This window comes from Rubellimicrobium aerolatum (genome assembly GCF_017872975.1).
GTDB lineage: Bacteria > Pseudomonadota > Alphaproteobacteria > Rhodobacterales > Rhodobacteraceae > Rubellimicrobium > Rubellimicrobium aerolatum.
In genome coordinates, this window is the sequence record NZ_JAGGJP010000027.1 from 1 (window position 1) to 20,146 (window position 20,146).

Genomic DNA, 20,146 nt, shown 5'->3' on the forward strand with positions numbered 1-20,146 from the left:
CCGAGCAGTCCTCGGGCCTGGCCCAGGTCAACGTCGCCGTCGCCCAGATGGACCAGATCACCCAGCAGAACGCCGCCATGGTCGAGGAAACGACCGCCGCGGTCCGAGCCATGGCCACCCAGACCCAGGTGGTGGCGCACGAGATCGACCGCTTCCGGACCGGCGCTGGCGGCTCGGCCGCCGAATGGCGACAGGACGCCGAGAGGGACGCCGCGGCCGCCCCCGCCGTGACGAGGGCCGCGCCCCAGCCCGCCCGGACCTCGCCGCCGCGCAAGGCCCTGCGGCTCGCGGCCGGCTCGGCCCGGACGGAGCAGAACGAAGGCTGGGAGGAGTTCTGAGCCATGACCATCCTTACCCTCGACCTGCCCGAGCGTCTCGACCTCGCCGCCGTCGGCGCGCTCGCCCAGGAGCTGCTGTCCCATCGCGGCTGCCCGCTCGACGTGAATGCCAGCACCGTCGCGCGCATCGGGACGCCGGGCCTTCAGGTCCTCCTGTCGGCCGCGCGGACATGGCGGTCCGACGGCCACGGCTTCCGCCTCTCCAACCCGTCGCCGGTGATCGAGGAGGCGGCTCGCACGCTCGGGATCGAGCTCGACGACCTCATGGCCGAAGGAGGCGCCAAGTGAAGAGAACCGTGCTCACCGTGGACGATTCCCGGGCCATGCGCGACATGCTGCGCCTCTGCCTGTCCGGCGCGGGCTATGCGGTGGCGGAGGCGGTGGACGGCGAGGACGGGCTCCTCGCCCTGCGCCGCCTCCGACCCGACGTCATCATCTCCGACATCAACATGCCGCGCCTCGACGGCTTCGGGTTCATCGAGAAGGTGCGGGCCGAGAAGGACTATCTCGGCATCCCCATCCTCGTGCTGAGCACCGAGTGCGACGCGGCCAAGAAGGCGCGCGCCCGGGCCGCCGGGGCCACAGGCTGGATCGTCAAGCCCTTCGAGCCCGCCAAGCTCGTCAGCGCCCTGGCGCGGGTCCTGGCGTGACCGAGAACCGCGACAGGGGAGACGCGGCATGATGGACAGCATGGAAGCGATCAGGGTCACCTTCTTCCAGGAATGCGAGGAGCAGCTCGCGGAACTGGAGGCGGGCCTCGTCGCCATCGAGGGCGGCACCGCCGAGCCGGACACGGTCAACGCCGTGTTCCGGTCGGTGCATTCGATCAAGGGCGGGGCGGGGGCCTTCCAGCTTGCCGACCTCGTGTCCTTCGCGCACGGCTTCGAGACCGTGCTCGACGAGATCCGCTCCGGCCGCCTGGAGCCGCGCGCCGACATCATGGGAACCATGCTCCACGCGGCGGACGTCCTGTCCGACCTCGTGCGGGAGGCGCGCGACGGCACGGCGCTCGGGATCGGATGGCGCGAGGTGCTGGCAGACCTCGACGCCATCGCCCGGCACGGCAGCGTTCCGGCCGAGCCGCCGCCGCCCGAGGCCGACGAGTTCGGCTTCGCCCCGATCACGATCCGGATCCCGACCGGGGAGCCCGAGCCCATGGCTTCGGATCCCGACCGGCTCATGGTCGAGTTCCGGCCCCATCCGACGCTCTTTGCCCGGGCGCACGACCCGATCCCCGTCCTTCGCGAGCTTGCGCGGCTTGGCGAGGCCCGCATCGCCTGCGACCTGGAGCGGCTGCCGCCCCTCGACCTGCTCGACCCCGAGCAGGCCTACCTGGCCTGGCGGATCGAGCTGAGTGGCGTTCCGGACACGGCGGTGCGCGACTGCTTCGAGTTCCTGGACGAGGACTGCGACCTCGTCATCGGTCCTCGGTCGACGGCGGGCGTCCCGCCCGAGCCCGAGCCCGAGCTCGCGCTCGGGCACCTGCCCGCCGCGCGGACCGCGACGGCCCCGGAGCCCTCCCGTCCGGCGCCGTCCAAGGTCTCCGCACCTTCCCAGGCCGCGCCTCCGCCGCCCGGGGCCGCGACGTGCGGCGACAACGCGCCGCCGCCGACGATTCGCGTGGACCTCGACCGCTTGGACCGCCTCATCGACCTGGTGGGAGAGCTCGTCATCAACCAGGCCATGCTGGGCCAGCGCGTCATCGAGGCGGGGGTCGCCCGCCAGCCCGCCGTGGCGACCGGCTTGGACGAGCTCAAGCTCCTGACCCGCGAGATCCAGGAAAGCGTCATGGCCATCCGCGCCCAGCCGGTGCGGCCGCTGTTCCAGCGCATGGGGCGGATCGTCCGCGAGGTCGCCGCCGCGACCGGCAAGGTCGTGCGCCTGCGCACCGAAGGCGAGGGAACCGAGGTCGACAAGACCGTCGTGGAACGCCTCGCCGATCCGCTGACCCACCTGATCCGCAACGCCATCGACCACGGCATCGAGACCCCCGAGCGTCGCCTCGCGGCGGGCAAGCCGGCCGAGGGGACCGTGCGGCTCGTGGCCGCGCATCGCTCGGGCCGGGTGGTGATCGAGGTTTCCGACGATGGCGGCGGGATCGACCGGAGCCGCGTGCGCCAGATCGCGGAACGCAAGGGACTCATCCCCGCCGACGCGCAGCTCAGCGACCCCGAGGTGGACAGCCTACTGTTCCTGCCCGGCTTCTCCACTACGGAGACCGTGTCGGACATCTCGGGCCGCGGCGTCGGCATGGATGTCGTCAAGAGGTCGATCCAGGCGCTGGGCGGCCGGCTCGCGGTGGCCTCGCGACCCGGCCAGGGATCGAGCTTCGGCATGAGCCTGCCGCTCACGCTCGCCGTGCTCGACGGCATGGTCGTGTCCGTGGCGGACCAGACCCTCGTCGTGCCGCTCACCGCCATCATGGAGACGCTGCGCCCCGCCCCCGGCGACGTGCGCGCTCTGGGACCTGCCGCGCGGGTGCTGGCCATCCGCGGCGGCTTCGTGCCCGTCGTGGACCTGGGGGAGGAACTTGGGTTCTCGCCGGCGGGCCGGGCCGAGGGGGCGCAACCCGTCGCCGTCCTCGTGGAAACGAGCGAGGGCGCCTGCGCGGCGCTGCTCATCGACTCGATCCAGGACCAGCGGCAGGTCGTCATCAAGAGCTTGGAGGCCAACTACGGCACCATCCCTGGCATCGCGGCCGCCACGATTCTCGGGAACGGCCGGGTCGCGCTGATCCTCGACGTGGACGCCCTCGTCGCCTCGAGCGGGGCGCCCGCCTCGTCCTCCGTTCTGTCCACGCCCCTTTCTTGCTCGCGGTAGGAGCCAGCCCATGACCGACCTCACCTCCTCAGCCACCGGGACCGGACGCGAACTCGTCGCTTTCCGCATCGGGCAGCAGGAATTCGCCATCGACATCACCCTGGTCCGCGAGATCCGGGGCTGGACGGCCGAGACGTCGATCCCCCGGGCCCCGGACTTCGTGCGGGGGGTCGTCAACCTGCGCGGCGCGGTGCTGCCCATCCTCGACCTCGCGGCCCGTCTGGGGCTTCCGCCCGCCGAGCCCAGCGCGCGCCACGTGATCATGGTCGTCCAGATGGGCCAGCAGACGCTCGGCCTCCTGGTGGACGAGGTGGCGGACATCCAACTCGCCAACGACGGCCTGATCCAACCCACGCCCGAGGTGGGGAGCGAACTGGTGCGCCAGTTCGTCCGGGGCGTGCTGGCGGTGGATGGCCGTATGATCGTGCTGATCGCGCTGGACGATATCCTGCCCTCTCCGAGCCATGGGGTCATCGCCGCATGAACGGGTCCATCGCACGTGCGGCGGAGGGCGAGGCGGCCGGCCTCGGTCATCGCGACTTCGCAATCATCGCCGAGCTGATGCACCGGCACACAGGCATCCACCTGCCCGAAGCCAAACGGGTCATGGTCGAGGGGCGGCTGGCCAAGCGCCTTCGGCTGCTCGGCCTTGGGAGCTTCAGCGACTATCGGGCCTTGATCGAGTCCGACGAGGGGGAGGAGGAGCGCCATCGCATGGTGGCCGCCCTGACCACCAACGTGACCCGCTTCAACCGCGAGCCGCATCACTTCGGCACCCTGCAGCAAGAGGTGCTCCCCCGGCTCGCGGCGCATGTCCGGGGCGGCGGGCGCCTGCGGCTCTGGTCGGCGGCCTGCTCATCGGGCGAGGAGCCCTATTCCATCGCGCTCGCGGTGCTGGCCGCATGGCCCGAGGCCGCGGATCTCGACATCCGCGTGCTCGCCACCGACATCAACGCGGAGATGGTCGCCCGGGGACGGGAGGGCACCTATTCCGGGTCCGCTCTGGCCTCGATCCCTCCGGCGGCGCGGGAGCGATGGTTCGAGCCCGCCGGCCAGGACCTCTGGCGAGCGGGAAGGGCGCTCTCGAGCCTCGTCGTCTTCCGCGTGATGAACCTCATTGGCGACTGGCCGATGCGTGGGCGGTTCGACGCCATCTTCTGCCGCAACGTCGCGATCTACTTCGACACACCCTCGCAGGAGCGCCTGTGGGCGCGGCTGGCTGACGCGACCGCCCCCGGCGGCTGCCTGTTCATCGGGCATTCCGAGCGGATCGTCGGTCCGGCGGCCCGGCTCTTCGCGTCCGCCGGCATCACGACCTACCGCCGCGGCGAGGCGACCTCATGACCCGGATCCGCCTCCTGATCGTCGACGACTCGGCCACCATGCGCGAACTGATCCGAAGGGCAGTCGCATCCGACCCGCTGATCGAGGTGGTCGGCACGGCCTGCGACGCCCGCGAGGCGCGGGCGGCCATCAAGGCCCTCGACCCGGACGTGGTCACGCTCGACATCGAGATGCCGGACATGAACGGCCTCGACCTCCTCGATCGGATCATGCGCCTCCGGCCGACTCCGGTCGTCATGGTCTCCTCCCTGACGCGGGAGCGTGCCGACGCCACCGTCCGGGCGCTCGAACTCGGTGCCTTCGACTGCGTGGGCAAGCCCTCGCCGTCCTCGCCCCAGTCGCTCGATGTGCTGCCCCGGATCATCCGCGCCGCGGCCCGTGGACGGCGGCCCGCGCCTCTGGTCCCGCTGCCCCACCGGGGGCCGGGCCCGGCCGTGGCCGACCGCAGGGATCGGACCAGCAACGTGCAGGTCGTGGCGCTCGCGGCCTCGACCGGAGGGGTCGAGGCCCTGCTCCGGGTCTTCGCCGAGCTGCCCGCCAACAGCCCGCCGGTCGTGGTCGTGCAGCATATGCCGCCCCTGTTCACCTCGAGCCTCGCCCGTCGCCTCGACCGCGTCTCTCCGCTGAGCGTGTCCGAGGCGACCGATGGCGCCGTCCTGGCTCCCGGAGTCGCCGTCATCGCCCCCGGAGGCGAGACCCACCTCGAAGTGGTGGGGGGCCGGGACCGGCCCTTGCGCTGCCGCCTCGTCGCGGATGCCCCGACCAGCGGGCATCGCCCCTCGGCCGATCGCCTGTTCTCGTCCGTAGCGCAAAAGGTCGGCGCCCGCTCGCTTGGGGTCATCCTGACCGGCATGGGGGCCGACGGCGCGCGGGGGCTTCTCGCCATGCGCCAAGCCGGAGCCCACACGATCGGCCAGGACGAGGCGACCTCCGTCGTGTTCGGAATGCCCGGAAGCGCGCTTCGGCTGGGCGCGGTCGCGGAGCAGCTTCCCCTCCAACACGTCGCGGCCGGGATCGCCCGATCGCTCTTCACCTCATAGGCGAGGGATCACGAATGACATACGCCAGCCACCTCGACATCCTGGTCGCCGACGACACCGCCGTGAGCCGGGCGCTCCTTTGCAATAGCCTTGAGGAGCTTGGGTTCACGCGGGTTCGCGTCGAGAACGACGGCAAGGCGGCCCTGCACAAGCTCATGCAGAAGCCCGCGCATCTGGTCATCTCGGACTACAACATGCCCGGCTTGAACGGCATCGAGCTTCTCCGTGCCCTGCGCGAGTTCCAGGCCACACGCAGCATCGGCTTCATCCTGGTGACGGGGCGCAGCGACCGCAGCCTGATTGACGAGGGGCGCAAATACGCGCTCAACAACTATCTCGCGAAGCCGTTCACCACGATCGGCCTCAAAGCCTCCATCGAGGCGGTGTTCGGGAAGCTCGCTTGATGGCGCCGGATCTGGTCCGCAACATCGTCTTGGGCGAGCTGCACGTGAGCGACGAGCCCGGGCTCGTGATCTGCACGACGGTCGGATCCTGCGTGGCGGCCTGCCTGTTCGATCCGGTGCGCGGACTGGGCGGGATGAACCATTTCCTCTTGCCCGACGGCGCCGCCGCGGCCCGTGACGACGGGGCCCAGCGCTATGGGGTGCACCTTATGGAGCTGCTCATCAACAGCCTGCTCAGCCGCGGCGCCAGCCGGACGCACCTGCAGGCCAAGGCCTTCGGCGGCGCCAGCCTCACCCGGGGGCTCACGAACGCCGGCGCGAGCAACGTGGAGTTCGTGGAATGGTTCCTCCGCGTCGAGAGCATTCCGCTCGTGGGCGGGTCGGTGCGGGGCACCCAAGGCCGCCGGGTCCAGTTCTGGCCCAACTCGGGACGGGCGCGGCAGATGCTGTGCGCCCCGATCGAGGTCGTTGTTCCGCGTTCGCAACCGCCTGCCGTGCAACCGCATGGCGAGCTCGAACTCTTTTAGGATAGAACATGGATGGAACGGTCGTGCCAAGTGCAGTTCGGGCCGACGGGAACCTGCCGGAGGATGGCCTCCTGCGGGTCCGCAAGCTGCTGACCGCCATCGACCACGAGCTTCGCGCCGCCGGGGCGAACGTGGAGGGCATCCAGGATGCGCTGTCCCCGGCGCTGTCCCTGGCCGTGCTCGACCACCCGGAGGCAGTCGCGGGGTTGCAGGAACTCGATCACCTCGCCCAGACGCTCCATGCCTTGGCGGACGTTGTGCTAAGCCTGTCGGACGTCGTGGATCCGGCTCATGCCGTGGCGCCCCATGTCCTTGACGCGGTCCGCCTGGGAAAGCTCGCTAGCCGCCTGCGTGACCTGTCGGACGGGGCTTAGCCAAGGCATCGGCTTCGCTGTGCAGGACGGTCGGGCCCGGTTCCGCACGGTGCACGGATGGATCGCCGATCCTGTCGATCGTTTGAAGGGATTCAGGTCGAGCCTCGCTGCCCCTTTCGGCCCGGGGCGTCCCCATGCCAGCCTTGCTCCCGGGTTAACCTCCTGCCTCCTCACTCGCGGTCGCAAAGCCAGAAGGTGATCCGGGCCGAGGAAACGGGCATGGCGTCTGATGGACTGGTCGTAGCCTCCGACGGCGCGTGAGCGGGTCCGTAAGCGAAAGGACGTCAGCCAGCCGTGGCCAAGCCGGGGGCATTCCACGTTGGCCGGCGCGTTCGGCTGGCTGATCGGACTGCCCGACCGGGGTTGCCATGACCTCACGGTTGCGCAGCTACGCAGGGTTTGCAGGTGGTTCCTAGGATCCGCCCCGTCGCCTTGATCGGACCGGGCAGGGGCCGGGATGAAAGCACCATGAACGGCCGATCGGCAATTCTGCCATCCCGCGCCGACTGTCGCGCTGATCCCTGTGCCAACCCTCCTGGACCTGCGCCCGACGGTGCCATTCCTGCAGGCATGACCTCGCGCCACGAGAACAGCCGGTGTGCCGCTAACAAGCGGCCGTCGGTGGAGGCCACGACCACGCCCTCGGAAAGCTAGGAATGCGGCCCCCGACGAAGGGGGATGGGCACCGGCTCGGCCCACCAGGCCAGCCGCGAGCGGCCCCGGCGTCCGATGGCGGGCCGCCCGCGCCGCTCGATCAGCCAGATCGCGAAGGAGCCGCCCAGCGCCGATCCCGCTCCGTCCATGACTAGGTCGAGGAGCGTGTCGGGCCATGTGAGATCGAGAAAGGTGACCTCGACCCCCTCCCAGCCCAGGCCAAGGAGCAGGCCCAGGCCCGTCGACCAGAGCACGAAGCGGCCCTTGCGGGGGGCATGGGCGAGGAACTCGGCCTTCCACAGCATGAACATTGAGGCCGCCATCATCACGAGCGGGTTGATCGCATGGAGCGCCACGTCGAACCACCAGACGACCCGGTACCAGTCCCAAGCCCAGCCGGCCGCGCTGACGAGGAAGCAGGCGGTGATGATGACGACGAGGAGGTTGGGCAGGCCGTGCGGCGAGAGCTGGATGACGAGGAGCGGGACGAAGAAGGCGGCGGCCATCGTCAACTCATGCCAGCGGCCATGGAATGCCAGCGCCGCGAGAGCAGCGGCGAAGACGGCGATCCCGGCCCAGGACAGCAGAAGCCAGCCCCATGCGTCGATGAGGTGGCTAGGGAGGGGACGGGTTGAGGCGAGGGGCGTGGCGGTCATGGCGGCTCCGTCCGATGAACGGATGGCGGGGCAGAGCGTTCCCGTGGGCCGCCGTCATGTTGGTGTGACAAAGACCTTTCGGAAAGGTCTTGGCAGAAGTCATTTAAAAGCTTTTGCGGCTAGGGGAAGCGGCGGGTCGGGGCGGCGTTGCACACGACGACCTGTCCGCGATCTTCGATGGCTTCAAAGCCGTGCCGCTCGACCTCGCGGAGAAAGACGTCTCGCCCGACCATGCGCTCGATGTCGCGGAGCGAGCGGCGGATCGCGCCACCCTCGCGCGCGGACTTCGCCTCGAACATCTGCTGGAGCCAGACTCCGGGGTATGGAATCTCGTGACCTGCGATATGGCCGCAGGATGGTGCCGGATCGTTTAACGCCTCGCTAACGCCCGCTCCAGCACGTGGACGCGGATGGCCGATGCGAGGCCCACGTCGCCGCGCGCCTCGTCGATCCGCTCGGCCAGGGCGTTGAGCGCGAGACCATCCTTGGCGGCGAGGCGGCGGAACTCGCTCCAGAAGGCCTCCTCCAGGGACACGCTCGTGCGGTGGCCGTGGAGGGTGAGCGAACGCTTGACGGGGCGCCCGCTCATTCGTCGTCGAACTTGGCCTGATCGAGCGCGCGGCGCGCTTTCTCGGCCTGCGCGGCCTCAAGGAGGCGCTGGGCCTTGGTGCGGCCATGCTTGGCGGCGTTGGCGTCGGCCTGCGCCTTCTCCTCCGCGCGGTCGCGCGCCTTGCGGACCTTGTTCAGGTTGACGACGGAGCCCGTCATCGTCGGTCCTCCTCAGCCGGGGGCGATCATCTCCTCGGGGCGCACGACGCGGTCGAAGGTCTCGGCGTCCACGTAGCCGAGCGCGATGGCCTCCTCACGCAGGGTCGTGCCGTTCTTGTGCGCGGTCTTGGCGACCGTGGTCGCCTTGTCGTAGCCGATGGTCGGCGCCAGCGCCGTCACCAGCATGAGCGATTCGCGCATGAGCCGGTCGATGCGGGTCCGGTCGGCCTCGATGCCGGCCACGCAGTTGTCGGTGAAGGCCACCGCCGCGTCGCCCAGCAATTGCATGGACTGGAGCACGTTGTAGGCGATCATCGGCTTCATCACGTTCAGCTCGAAATGGCCCTGCGATCCCGCGAAGCCCACGGCGGCGTCGTTGCCCATGACATGGGCGCAGACCATGGTGATCGCCTCGACCTGAGTCGGGTTGACCTTGCCGGGCATGATGGAGGAGCCGGGCTCGTTCTCCGGCAGCTTCAGCTCGCCGAGGCCGCAGCGGGGGCCGGAGCCCAGCATCCGGATGTCATGGGCGAGCTTGTAGATGCCTGCCGCCGCCGACTTGAGCGCGCCCGAGAGCTGCACCAGCGCGTCATGCGCGGCCAGCGCCTCGAACTTGTTGGGGGCGGTGACGAAGGGCAGGCCGGTCAGGCGGGCGAGGTTGGCGGCGACCGTCTCGCCCCAGCCGACGGGGGAGTTGAGCCCGGTGCCGACGGCGGTGCCGCCCTGCGCCAGCTCGTGCACGTCGGGGAGCGCCGCCTCGATCCGCTGGATCGCCTTGGCGACCTGGTGGGCGTAGCCGCCGAACTCCTGCCCTAGCGTCAGGGGGGTGGCGTCCATCGTGTGGGTGCGGCCGATCTTGATGATGTCTGCGAACTCCTCGGACTTCGCGACCAGCGCCTTGTGTAGGTGCCGCAGACCCGGCAGCAGCACGTCGCGGGCGGTCATTGCGGCGGCGACGTGCATCGCCGTGGGATAGGTGTCGTTCGACGACTGCCCCATGTTGACGTGGTCATTGGGGTGGATGGGCCTCTTCGATCCCATCTCGCCGCCGAGCATCTCGATGGCGCGGTTCGAGATGACCTCGTTGGCGTTCATGTTGGTCTGGGTGCCCGAGCCAGTCTGCCAGACCACCAGCGGGAAGTGGTCGTTCAATTGGCCGGCCGCCACTTCGGCGGCGGCGGCGATGATGGCGTCGGCCTCGCGTTCGGGGATCGCGCCGCGAACCTTGTTGGCTTCGGCGCAGGCCTGCTTGATGAAGCCCAGGGCGCGCACGACGGCGAGGGGCTGGCGCTCCCAGCCGATGGGAAAGTTCTGGATCGACCGCTGCGTCTGCGCGCCCCAGTAGCGGTCGGCCGGAACCTCGACAGGTCCGAAGCTGTCGGTTTCGGTCCTCGTCCCTGGGCGTGTCGCGGTCATCCTGGCCTCCTCGGTATACCGTCGCATACGCCTGTAGCGCGCGGCGCGGAGGGGGGCAACGGGCCTACTTGCGGAACTTGTCGAGGCTGACGACCTCGGCCGCGCCACGCTCGCCCTTGGAATCGGGCTTGCGGTCACTGGGGGGCGGGGTCTCGGGTTCGGTCGGCTGGGCCGCCGCGCCTTGCGTCTCGAAGCGGAGGCCGAACTCCACGGAAGGATCCACGAAGGTCTTGATCGCGTCCCAGGGGATGTAGAGCGGCTCGGGGTTGTCGCCGAAATTGAGCGTGACGGAGAAGCCCTCGTCGCCCGCCTCGAGGTCGGCGAACCAGTGCTGGATGACGATGGTCATCTCGCCCGGGTAACGGTCCGAGAGCCAGTCGGCGATCTCCACGTCCGGGTGCTGGGTGTCGAAGGTGATGAAGAAGTGGTGCTTGCCGGGCAGGCCGTTGGCGGCCACGTCGGCCAGGACCTCGTGGATCAGGCCGCGCATCGCACGGTGCATGAGGTTGCCGTAGTCGATGGAACGGGTCACGGGGCCGGTCTCCTTGGTCGCCTGAGGGGGAGCATAGGGAATTCGCAGGCGGGCGGAAGGGGGCGCGTCAGGCGAGCCCGGCGAGGTGGAGGAGCGCCGCCAGCCCCGCCATCAGGGCGAGCGTCGGCACCATCGGCACGTGCCGAACGAGCAGGAGCCAGCCCGCGACGAGCGACAGCCCGAGCGCCGCCGGCTGCAGGCTGGACCAGACGGGCCGGAGGCTCTGGATCGGCCCGGCCTCCAAGGCCACGACCTCGGCGAAGAGGACATGGAGCGCGAACCAGACGGAAAGGTTGAGGATCACGCCCACCACGGCGGCGGTGATGGCCGAGAGCGCGGCGCGCAGGCGCGGCTGGCCGGCGATCCAGTCCACCAGCGGCGCGCCCGCGAAGATCCACAGGAACGAGGGCACGAAGGTCACCCAGGCCGCCAGGAGCCCTCCGGCGAGGCCGAGAGGCGGGCTCCCCTGGTTCAGCCCGGCCGTGACCGCCACGAAGGTCGTCACCAGGATCAGGGGCCCCGGCGTCGTCTCGGCAAGGCCCAGCGCGTCCATCAGTTGCGGGGTGCTGACCCAGCCGTAGGCGGTCACCACCTCTTGCGCCATGTAGCTCAGGACGGCGTAGGCGCCGCCGAAGGTAACCACGGCGAGGCGCGAGAAGAAGAGGCCAATGTCGGTCAGGAAGCCTTGGCCCGCCCAGGCGACGACCGCCACAGGCGCCCACCAGAGCGCAAGGCCGAAGGCGAGGGTCCGCGCCAGCGCCGCCGGGCGAAGGCGCGGCGGGGCCGGGTCGCGGGGCGCGCCGCCCGCCGTGGCCGCGCCCCAGAGCCCGGCGGCCAGCACCACCAGCGGGAAGGGCACCGCGAAGGCGAAGAGCGCGACGAAGGCGAGCCCGGCGAGGACCCACTGGCCGGGCGAGGTCAGCGCGCGGCGGGCCACGCGCAGGATGGCCTCTACTACGATCACCACGACGGTCGCCTTCACGCCGAGGAACAGCGCCTGCACCAGCGCGAGGTCGATCAGCGCGCCATAGGCCAGCGCCAGGACCAGGATCACCACAAGGCCGGGCAGCACGAAGAGTCCCCCGGCGATCAGCCCACCCGGCACCCCGCGCAATCGCCAGCCGGCGAAGGTGGCGAGCTGCATCGCCTCGGGGCCGGGGAGCAGCATGCAGAAGCTGAGCGCGCGGAGGAACTCGGGCTCGGTGAGCCAGGGCCGCTCCTCGACCAGTTCGCGGTGCATGAGCGCGATCTGGGCCGCCGGGCCGCCGAAGGACAGGAGGCCGATGCGGAGGAACACGCGGCTGATCTCCGCGAAGCCGGGGGTCGTCGTGGTCACGGATGCATCCCTTGTTCCGCTGGCCTTGCATGAGGCCCGGTCATGTCGCGGTCAAGCGACGGGAGGATGACAGCGGATCAGCCCGAGGGCGGGGTCAGCTCGCGCAGGAGCTTGAGGCGCAGGGTGCGGGGGTAATCGAGATGGCCTCTCGCCGACAGGACGAAGCCGTCGGCGGTGATGAGCTGGCGCTGGAAGAAGAAGGCGATGGCGTTGCCCACGAGTTCGATGGCCAAGGCGTTGACGGTGACGCCGGCCGCCTCGGCGGCAGCGCGGGCCTCGGCGGTGTCCCGCCCCATGTTGCGCTGGCCGTCGCCGGAGACATCGATGACGTGGCGGCTGCAGTGGGACACATCGGCCAGGAGGGCGAGCGCGCGGAGGACGGCGTCGCCCGGCGCGGTTCCGGAGCGTTCGAAGGCGCGGGGCAGGGCGGCCACGACGGCGGCGAGGCCCGCCACCTCCTCGCGCGAGGCCATGAGCTGCCAGGGGGCCGAGACCTGCTGCTCGTCGGGGCCGGACCATTGCAGGACCGCCAGGGCCACCCGGCCCCGGACCAGCGCCTCCACGATGTAGGGGTCCTGGAGCGCCAGGGCGAGCCCGTCGATCTGGAGGCGATACTCGCCCCGATCGACCGAGTTCGACACGTCGATGGCGAGGACCAGGGCCGTGCCGCACGTGTCCTGGGCCGGGACCGGAGCGGGTCCGGTCAGGAGGACGAGAAGCAGGGCGAGGAGCCGCGTCACCGAGCCATGCTGCCCGAGGCAGGGGGCGCGCGGCAAGGAGGAAGGAAAGTGCAGGCTTCTGTTGCCAGGTGCCTGCGAACCCCGCCTGAGGGGCTTATTCCCCAGGACTTTGGCTCAGGTCTCTACCGCCAATTAGGCGGCGAGGGCCATCGCCGGAGCACGGTTGTCATTGGCAACTATGCGTTTTGGACCGATAACGGTGGTACCTCACCGGGACAAAGCCAACACCTTTACACGTTCGTCGATCCTGTTTCGGCCCCATTCGCCCCCAATGAGGGATTCTTGGTGGAGCCGCCGGGTACCGCCCCCGGGTCCGATCCGCTTATTCCGTGCGCGTTTATGCCCATAGTCCGGTTGCCCGGACGGGTCATAGATAGGACGAGGCGGTCCCCCGCACAAGGGGCCGTCAGCGGGGAAGCGCGGCGGCCTCGGCCGCGAGGCGGGTGATCCCGGCCCAGTCGCCGGCGCGGACCATCGCGGCGGGGGCAACCCAGGAGCCGCCGACGCAGAGGACGTTGGGCAGCGCGAGGTAGGTGGCCGCGTTCTGGAGCGAGACGCCGCCGGTGGGGCAGAAACGGACCTGCGGGATCGGAGCGCCCCAGGCCTTGAGCGTCGGGACGCCGCCGTTCGACTCGGCGGGGAAGAACTTCTGGACGCTGTAGCCGCGTTCGAGGAGGTACATGGCCTCGGAGGGGGTAGCCGCGCCGGGGAGGAGCGGCAAGTCGTTGGCCTCGCAGGCGTCCAGCAGGCGGCGGGTCGCGCCCGGCGAGACGCCGAAAGTCGCGCCGGCCTCCTTGGCGGCCTCCACGTCCTTGTCGGTCAGCAGCGTCCCCGCGCCGACCACGCCGCCCTCGACTTGGGACATCTCGCGGATGGCCTCCAGCGCGGCGGGGGTGCGGAGGGTGACCTCCAGGGCCGGGAGGCCCCCGGCGACCAGCGCGCGGGCGAGGTCGGCGGCGAGGGCGGCGTCGTCGATGACGAGGACCGGGATCACCGGGGCCAGGGCGCAGACGCGGGCGTTCAGCTCGGAGGCGTGTTCGGGGGTCATCGCGGGATCGTCCTCGGTTGCGCCCGGCGGAGAGGTGCGCCTCCGGCGGGGATGCTTGGGGTCAGAAGAGGGGCGCGGTCCCCCTCAGAGGACCACCGACGCGCCTTCGGTAGCGGGACCGACGCTGCGGCGGAAGACGGCGAAGAGGTCGCGGCCGATGCCGTCCTCGTTGTCGGACAGGTCCACGGGCTCGGCCACGCGGCCCGAGAGGTCCGTGAGGCATTCGAGCGTGCCCCGGTCGGCGTCGAGGCGCAGCAGGTCGCCGTCGCGCAGGAGCGCCAGCGGGCCGCCGTCCGCCGCCTCGGGCGAGACGTGGATGGCAGCGGGGACCTTGCCGGACGCCCCCGACATCCGCCCGTCGGTGACGAGCGCGACCTTGAAGCCCCGGTCCTGAAGAACGGCCAGCACGGGCGTCAGCGCGTGCAGCTCGGGCATCCCGTTGGCCTTGGGGCCCTGGTGGCGGACCACGACGATGGTGTCGCCGGTGAACTCGCCGGCCTTGAACGCTTCCTTCACCGCGTCCTGGCTGGAGAAGATGCGCGCCGGGGCCTCGATCAGGTGACGCTCGGGCGCGACGGCCGAGATCTTGATGACGGCGCGGCCGAGATTGCCGGACAGTTGCACGAGCCCGCCCTGCGGCTGGAACGGATCGCGGGTGGGGCGCAGGATGCGGTCGTTCTCGGTGGACTTCGGCCCCTCGGCCCAGATGAGGCCCTGCTCGGTCAGGCGCGGCTCCCTGGTGTAGTGGTGCAGGCCCTCGCCCATCACCGTCACCACGTCGTCGTGGAGGAGGCCGGCGTCGAGCAGCTCTCCGATCATGAATTGCAGCCCGCCGGCCGCGTGGAAGTGGTTCACGTCGGCAAGGCCGTTCGGGTAGACCTTGGCCATCAGCGGCACGCGGGCCGAGATGTCGGCGAAGTCCTGAAGATCGAGGACGATCCCCGCCGCTCGCGCCATCGCGGGCAGGTGGAGGACGAGGTTGGTCGATCCGCCCGTCGCCATCAGCCCGACGATGCCGTTCACGAACGTCCGTTCGTCGAGGATGTCGGCCACGGGGCGGTAGTCGTTGCCCAGGGCGGTGATCGCCACCGACCGTTCGGCGGCGGCGACGGTCAGCGCCTCGCGCAGCGGGTCGCCGGGGTTCACAAAGCTCGCGCCCGGCAGGTGCAGGCCCATGAACTCCATCAGCATCTGGTTGGTGTTCGCCGTGCCGTAGAAGGTGCAGGTGCCGGGGCCGTGGTAGGAGGCCATCTCGGCCGCCATCAGCTCGGTCCGTGTCGCCTCGCCGGTGGCGAAGCGCTGGCGGACCCTGGACTTCTCGTCGTTGGCGATGCCGGAGGTCATCGGGCCGGCGGGGACGAAGATGCCAGGAAGGTGGCCGAAGCTGGCGGCGGCCATCACGAGGCCGGGCACGATCTTGTCGCAGATGCCGAGGTAGAGCGCCGCGTCGAAGGTGTTGTGCGACAGCGCCACGCCCGTGGCCAGCGCGATCACGTCGCGGGAGAAGAGCGACAGCTCCATCCCCGTCTGGCCCTGCGTGACGCCGTCGCACATGGCGGGGACGCCGCCCGCGACCTGCGCCGTGCCGCCGGCGCGGTTGATCGCCGCCTTGAGGACCGGCGGGTAGGTCTCGTAGGGCTGATGCGCCGAGAGCATGTCGTTGTAGGCCGTCACGATCCCGACGTTGGGAACGCGCCCCTCGACTAGCGCGGCCTTCTGCTCGCCCATGGCGGCATAGGCATGGGCCTGGTTGCCGCAGGCGAGGTGGGCGCGGCGCGGCCCCTCGGCCTGGGCGCGGGCCACCTTGTCGCGGTAGCGGGACCGGGTCCGCTCCGACCTCTCGCGGATGCGGTCGGTGACGGCGGCGATGGTGGAGTCGAGGGGCATGGAGGGTCCTCCGGCTGGCGACGGTCCTCATGTAGCACCTGCCGTTAGCGCTAACAACCTGTGGCGGTGCGTTGTGTCAGCGCACGGCGGAGCCGCCGGTTCCGGGGCTTCCGCCGCGGGGGGCCGCACGGTATGGGGACGGCATGACGCAAACGCATTTCTTCGAGCCTCCCTATCCCGTCGTCCGCCTCAGCCCCAAGGCCGAGGCGCGGGCGATCCGCCACGGCTTTCCCTGGGTCTATGCCGGGGAACTGGTCATGGACCGGCGCACGTCGAACCTGCTGCCCGGCGCGCTGGCCGTTCTGGAGGACAGCGAGCGGCGGCCTATGGGCGTGGTGACGGTCAACCCGCAAAGCAAGATCGTCGCGCGGGTGCTGGATCAGGACCCCGGCGCGACGATCGGCGAGGACTGGATCGCGGCGCGGCTGGCCCGCGCGCTGGCGCACCGCGAGGCGATCTACGATGCGCCGTTCTACCGGCTGGTCCATGCCGAGGCGGACGGGCTCCCGGGCGTGGTGATCGACCGGATGGGCGACCTCGCGGTGGTGCAGCCGAACGCCGCCTGGGCCGAGGCGATGATCGGGCCGCTGGTGGCGGCGCTGGCGCGCGTGACTGGGGTGAGCCGGGTCGTCAAGAACGGCTCGGGCCGGGCGCGGGGGCTCGAAGGGCTGCCCGAGGAGATCGTCATGGCGCTGGGCGAGCTGCCCGAGGGTCCGGTCGCGGTGCCGATGAACGGGGCGACCTACCTCGCCGACGTGATGGGCGGTCAGAAGACCGGGCTCTTCTACGATCAGCGGCCGAATCACGCCTTCGGGGCGCGGCTCGCGCGCGGCGGGCGGATGCTCGACGTGTTCAGCCATGTCGGCGGCTTCGGGCTCGCGGCGCTTGCGGGCGGGGCGGAGCACGTGACCTTCGTGGATGCGTCAGGGGCGGCGCTGGCGCTGGCGCGCGGCGGGGCTGAGGCGATGGGGATGGCCGACCGGGTCGCCGCGCGGCAGGGCGACGCCTTCGACGCGATGGAAGCCTTGGCCGCCGAGGGCGCGCGCTTCGACGTGGTGGTCTGCGACCCGCCGGCCTTCGCGCCGTCCAAGGCCGCGCTCGACGCCGGACTGCGGGCCTACGAACGGGTGGCGCGACTGGCCGCGCCGCTGGTGCGCGAGGGCGGCTATCTCGGGCTCTGCTCCTGCTCGCACGCGGCGGACCTTGCGAAGTTCCGCGCCGCCTGCGCGCGCGGCATCGGGCGGGCGGGGCGGCGGGGGCAGATCGTCTGGACGGGCTTCGCGGGCCCGGACCACCCGACGCTGCCGCACCTGTCCGAGTCGGGCTACCTCAAGACGCTGTTCTTCCGGCTGTGAAGGTCCTCCTCGACGCCTGCGTCCTTTATCCGACGGTGATGCGGGAGATTCTGCTCGGCGCGGCGGCGGAGGGGCTGTTCCAGCCGCTCTGGTCCGAGCGGCTGCTGGAGGAATGGGCGCGGGCGGCGGCGCGGCTCGGCCCCGAGGGCGAGGCGGTGGCGCGGGGCGAGATCGCGGCGCTGCGGGCGGCCTGGCCCCGCGCGATGGTGACGGCGGCCGAGGGGGTGGAGCGGCGGTTGTCGCTGCCCGACCCCGACGACGTGCACGTGCTGGCCGCCGCCGTGTCAGGCTCGGCCGATGCAATCCTGACGACGAACGCCAAGGATTTTCCGCGCGGGCTGCTGGCCGAGGAGGGGCTGCAGCGGCTCGACCCCGACCAGTTCCTCCGCGACCTCGCGCGCCGCGCGCCTGAGGCGATGGCGCGGGTGGTCGGGGCCTCGGTCGCCACGGCCTCGCGGCTCTCGGGCGAGGAGTGGACGGCGCGGGCGTTGCTGAAGAAGGCGCGGCTGCCGCAACTCGCCAAGGCGGTCGTCAGCGGGTGAGCACCAGCTCGCCGTTCGCGATCTCCAGACGGGCGAAGCGATCGAGGTAGGTCATGCCGAGGAGCGAGGATTCCAGCTCCCCGTCCGTCACTACGGCCGGCACGTCGCGGTCGATCAGGCCGTCGAGCGCCACTGTATCAAGATGGACGCGGGCGGTTCGGACCTGCCCGTTGGCGGTCCCGGCGAGGCCGAGATAGGCAAGCCCCTCCGGGTCGATCCCGGCGGCGCGGGCATCGGCGCGCGACAGCACCATGTCGGTCGCTCCGGTGTCCACGGTGAAGACCACCGGCGCGCCGTTCACCTCCAGCGTCAGATAGTAGTGGCCGTTCATGGCGCGGGGCACGGTGACGGTCGCGCCCTCGGGCGTGACGAGCGCCTGCTGGTTGGGGACCACGGCGGACCTGATCTCGGGCCAAAGGCCGAAGGCGGCGATGGCGCCGAGGAAGATCAGCACCCAGATCGCGGCCTGGGTGAGGACCTGCCCCATCCGCCCGCGCGAGGCGAGCAGGTAGCTCCCCGCGACGAGCAGCAGGAGGAGGCCGAGGTAGAGGAGGCTCGCGGCATCGTCGGCGGACATGACGGGAATATGGGATGGGAAGGGACGTGGCGGAAGAGCGATCGCGGCGGGGTGAAGGACCGGATCGTTGCGCGGGCGGCCGTGTGACGCCGGCTGCCCGCGTCCCGCCCACCTGCTCTCCGGAGTCGGAAGGATCGGGTCGGACACGCCTCGAAGGCATTGAACCCACGCCGGATCCCCCCACATCCGGGATCGGGCCGCAGACCGCACCCCCGGACGCAGATGCCACTGGGGAGCCTCTCGTCCCTCCGGATCGGACGCGCCGTCCTCCTCCCGACGGTGTAGTTTCCTGCCGCCGAACGTATAGGCCCCTCTCCGAAATGATCGGGGATCTGTCCTTTCTCCGTCGAAATGATGAGCGCGGGCCGGGCCTTCGGGGAAGTCTCCTGCTGCGTGAGTCAGCGGTGACGGATGCGCGCACCGCGATACTGTCCGCTTGGAGGAGGCCCTGCGATGAAGCTCGACAAGTTGATCGGCACCCGAATCGACGATGTCCTCGTCGGCACCTCTGGACCGACCCTGGCCCTCGGGCTGTTCGGGGACGACCGGATCTCCGGCGATGGGCCGCAGGTCCAGACCGGCCCGACGACCCTGACGCTGCAGGGCGGCAGCGACTGGATCTTCGGCGGCGCCGGCAATGACACGCTGTATGGCGAGGGCGAGACGGCGGCGGGCCCCGGCCAGGACGGCTGGCTGTCCGTGCTCGTGGGGCGGTCGGACGTCATCGACGGCGGCGCCGGCGACGATGTCGTCTACGGCGAAGGCACGTCCGGCCGCGCCTTCTCGACCGGCCTGCTGATCGGGGCCGACGACACCCTCGACGGCGGCGCCGGCAACGACGTGGTCTGGGGCGACGGGTTGGGGGTCATCGGCCGTGGCCGGAGCACGCTGACCGGGGGCGACGACATCGTGCGGGGCGGCAGCGGCAACGACCAGCTCGTGGGCGACGGGCGGGCCGAGAACCTGATCGGCGGCGACGACCTCCTGATCGGGGGCGCCGGCCATGACACCCTGTCCGGCGACGGTCTGGCCAATCCGTTCCTGGAGGGGGGCGACGACCGCCTGATCGCCGGCGCGGGCGACGACACGCTCTACGGCGATGGGCAGGCCCAGGTCATCAACATTGGCCCGGCCCGGCTGGTCGGCGGGGACGACCTCCTCGAAGGCGGGGCGGGCAATGACGTCATGTTCGGTGACGGCACCATCGAGAGCGCGGGGTTCCCGACGAGCAGCGTGACCGGCGGCGCCGACACGTTCGTCTTCGCGGCGCGCGCCGGGATCGACACGATCATGGATTTCCGCGCCTCGGACGGCGATGTCATCGACCTGTCGCGGACCCGTCTCGACTTCCGCGCGCTCGACAGCGATCGGTCCGGAATCCTGGACGCGGCCGACGCCCATGTCGCGGGCGACGGGTCGTCGCTGTCGCTGGACCTGGGCGCTGCCTTGCATGTCAGCCGCGCCGGATCGCACGTGGTGACGCTCGTCGGGGTGCTCGGGCTGACCGAGGGGGATTTCCTGTTCGCCTGACGAAGGTTGTCCCGGGACCGGCCATCGGGCCGCTCCCCACGTCCGGGTTCGTCCTTTTCCTACTGCTCATCGCAACGGCGATCGGCCCTTCTGACGCTAGGTCATAGGGACCGACCTCGCAGAAAGCTCTTGCGCCCTCCGGCGGGTTCATCTATTTCCATCCTCCACGGTCGACGACAGCGGCGCGGCAGCGCGGCGGTCGAGGCCGGGACCACCTGGACGGGTTGGGGAGCGTGAGCCGACGGGAGACTGTCGGTG

General features: G+C 70.8%; 23 protein-coding genes, 1 other RNA gene and 1 pseudogene. 13 read left to right on the top strand and 12 right to left on the bottom strand.

What is annotated here, in order from left to right:
- The 10 genes and pseudogenes from J2Z33_RS16920 to J2Z33_RS16965 form a co-directional block, all read left to right on the top strand.
- Window positions 1-338: pseudogene (locus tag J2Z33_RS16920) on the top strand (methyl-accepting chemotaxis protein); the annotation flags it as partial.
- Window positions 339-341: 3 nt separating this feature from the next.
- Window positions 342-626, top strand: a complete 285-nt coding sequence (locus tag J2Z33_RS16925) for an STAS domain-containing protein (RefSeq protein ID WP_209843249.1) — start codon at window positions 342-344, stop codon at window positions 624-626.
- On the top strand, window positions 623-988 hold the full coding sequence (locus J2Z33_RS16930) for a response regulator (protein ID WP_209843251.1): 366 nt from the start codon (window positions 623-625) through the stop codon (window positions 986-988). Before J2Z33_RS16925 ends, J2Z33_RS16930 begins: the two co-directional genes overlap by 4 nt.
- Window positions 989-1,016: 28 nt before the next feature.
- Window positions 1,017-3,158, top strand: coding sequence for a chemotaxis protein CheA (locus tag J2Z33_RS16935; protein WP_209843253.1), 2,142 nt, complete (start codon window positions 1,017-1,019; stop codon window positions 3,156-3,158).
- A gap of 10 nt (window positions 3,159-3,168) precedes the next feature.
- Entirely contained in the window at window positions 3,169-3,642 is a 474-nt protein-coding gene (locus J2Z33_RS16940) for a chemotaxis protein CheW (RefSeq protein WP_209843256.1), read from the top strand.
- Complete coding sequence (locus J2Z33_RS16945; protein WP_209843258.1) at window positions 3,639-4,502, top strand: CheR family methyltransferase; 864 nt, start codon at window positions 3,639-3,641, stop codon at window positions 4,500-4,502. The genes J2Z33_RS16940 and J2Z33_RS16945 overlap by 4 nt, the downstream gene beginning before the upstream one ends.
- Complete coding sequence (locus J2Z33_RS16950) at window positions 4,499-5,542, top strand: protein-glutamate methylesterase/protein-glutamine glutaminase (protein WP_209843260.1); 1,044 nt, start codon at window positions 4,499-4,501, stop codon at window positions 5,540-5,542. The genes J2Z33_RS16945 and J2Z33_RS16950 overlap by 4 nt, the downstream gene beginning before the upstream one ends.
- A 14-nt stretch (window positions 5,543-5,556) precedes the next feature.
- A complete protein-coding gene (locus J2Z33_RS16955) occupies window positions 5,557-5,946 on the top strand; it encodes a response regulator (RefSeq protein WP_209843262.1) in 390 nt (129 codons plus the stop codon).
- Window positions 5,946-6,473, top strand: coding sequence for a chemotaxis protein CheD (locus tag J2Z33_RS16960; protein WP_209843263.1), 528 nt, complete (start codon window positions 5,946-5,948; stop codon window positions 6,471-6,473). The genes J2Z33_RS16955 and J2Z33_RS16960 overlap by 1 nt, the downstream gene beginning before the upstream one ends.
- A gap of 8 nt (window positions 6,474-6,481) precedes the next feature.
- Complete coding sequence (locus tag J2Z33_RS16965) at window positions 6,482-6,847, top strand: hypothetical protein (RefSeq protein WP_209843265.1); 366 nt, start codon at window positions 6,482-6,484, stop codon at window positions 6,845-6,847.
- A gap of 650 nt (window positions 6,848-7,497) precedes the next feature.
- Here the strand turns inward: J2Z33_RS16965 and J2Z33_RS16970 are convergent.
- The 11 genes from J2Z33_RS16970 to edd all read right to left on the bottom strand — a co-directional run bounded on the left by J2Z33_RS16970 (window position 7,498) and on the right by edd (window position 15,884).
- Window positions 7,498-8,157 (bottom strand): hypothetical protein, encoded by a 660-nt coding sequence (locus J2Z33_RS16970; RefSeq protein WP_209843268.1) that lies wholly within the window; start codon window positions 8,155-8,157, stop codon window positions 7,498-7,500.
- A 119-nt stretch (window positions 8,158-8,276) separates the two neighbouring features.
- A complete protein-coding gene (locus tag J2Z33_RS16975) occupies window positions 8,277-8,456 on the bottom strand; it encodes a hypothetical protein (protein ID WP_209843270.1) in 180 nt (59 codons plus the stop codon).
- A gap of 71 nt (window positions 8,457-8,527) precedes the next feature.
- Window positions 8,528-8,746, bottom strand: coding sequence for a ribbon-helix-helix domain-containing protein (locus J2Z33_RS16980; RefSeq protein ID WP_209843272.1), 219 nt, complete (start codon window positions 8,744-8,746; stop codon window positions 8,528-8,530).
- The gene (locus J2Z33_RS16985; RefSeq protein WP_209843274.1) at window positions 8,743-8,925 is read right to left on the bottom strand and encodes a DUF4169 family protein; all 183 of its coding nucleotides are present in this window, start codon (window positions 8,923-8,925) and stop codon (window positions 8,743-8,745) included. Before J2Z33_RS16985 ends, J2Z33_RS16980 begins: the two co-directional genes overlap by 4 nt.
- 12 nt (window positions 8,926-8,937) lie before the next feature.
- Window positions 8,938-10,341 (bottom strand): class II fumarate hydratase, encoded by a 1,404-nt coding sequence (gene fumC, locus J2Z33_RS16990; protein ID WP_209843276.1) that lies wholly within the window; start codon window positions 10,339-10,341, stop codon window positions 8,938-8,940.
- Between the two features lie 64 nt (window positions 10,342-10,405).
- The gene (locus tag J2Z33_RS16995; protein WP_209843278.1) at window positions 10,406-10,873 is read right to left on the bottom strand and encodes an SspB family protein; all 468 of its coding nucleotides are present in this window, start codon (window positions 10,871-10,873) and stop codon (window positions 10,406-10,408) included.
- Window positions 10,874-10,940: 67 nt separating this feature from the next.
- Window positions 10,941-12,209, bottom strand: a complete 1,269-nt coding sequence (gene chrA, locus J2Z33_RS17000) for a chromate efflux transporter (protein WP_209843280.1) — start codon at window positions 12,207-12,209, stop codon at window positions 10,941-10,943.
- A gap of 77 nt (window positions 12,210-12,286) precedes the next feature.
- Window positions 12,287-12,949, bottom strand: a complete 663-nt coding sequence (locus J2Z33_RS17005) for a DUF1194 domain-containing protein (protein WP_209843282.1) — start codon at window positions 12,947-12,949, stop codon at window positions 12,287-12,289.
- Between the two features lie 47 nt (window positions 12,950-12,996).
- Window positions 12,997-13,352: a transfer-messenger RNA gene (gene ssrA, locus J2Z33_RS17010) on the bottom strand.
- 3 nt (window positions 13,353-13,355) lie between these two features.
- Window positions 13,356-13,997, bottom strand: a complete 642-nt coding sequence (eda, locus tag J2Z33_RS17015; protein ID WP_209843285.1) for a bifunctional 4-hydroxy-2-oxoglutarate aldolase/2-dehydro-3-deoxy-phosphogluconate aldolase — start codon at window positions 13,995-13,997, stop codon at window positions 13,356-13,358.
- 84 nt (window positions 13,998-14,081) lie between these two features.
- Entirely contained in the window at window positions 14,082-15,884 is a 1,803-nt protein-coding gene (edd, locus tag J2Z33_RS17020) for a phosphogluconate dehydratase (protein ID WP_209843287.1), read from the bottom strand.
- Between the two features lie 143 nt (window positions 15,885-16,027).
- Here edd and J2Z33_RS17025 point away from each other — a divergent pair, with 143 nt between their 5' ends.
- Both J2Z33_RS17025 and J2Z33_RS17030 read left to right on the top strand, forming a co-directional pair.
- Window positions 16,028-17,239, top strand: coding sequence for an RSP_2647 family RNA methyltransferase (locus tag J2Z33_RS17025; protein ID WP_209843288.1), 1,212 nt, complete (start codon window positions 16,028-16,030; stop codon window positions 17,237-17,239).
- Window positions 17,236-17,781, top strand: coding sequence for an RSP_2648 family PIN domain-containing protein (locus J2Z33_RS17030; protein WP_209843290.1), 546 nt, complete (start codon window positions 17,236-17,238; stop codon window positions 17,779-17,781). The genes J2Z33_RS17025 and J2Z33_RS17030 overlap by 4 nt, the downstream gene beginning before the upstream one ends.
- On the opposite strand, the gene J2Z33_RS17035 is transcribed toward J2Z33_RS17030, so the two are convergent.
- Complete coding sequence (locus J2Z33_RS17035; RefSeq protein ID WP_209843292.1) at window positions 17,771-18,358, bottom strand: retropepsin-like aspartic protease family protein; 588 nt, start codon at window positions 18,356-18,358, stop codon at window positions 17,771-17,773. The two genes, J2Z33_RS17030 and J2Z33_RS17035, sit on opposite strands and share 11 nt — an antisense overlap.
- A 453-nt stretch (window positions 18,359-18,811) precedes the next feature.
- Between J2Z33_RS17035 and J2Z33_RS17040 the strand changes: the two genes are divergently transcribed.
- Entirely contained in the window at window positions 18,812-19,888 is a 1,077-nt protein-coding gene (locus J2Z33_RS17040) for a calcium-binding protein (RefSeq protein WP_209843293.1), read from the top strand.
- The last annotated feature ends 258 nt before the right edge of the window (window positions 19,889-20,146 follow it).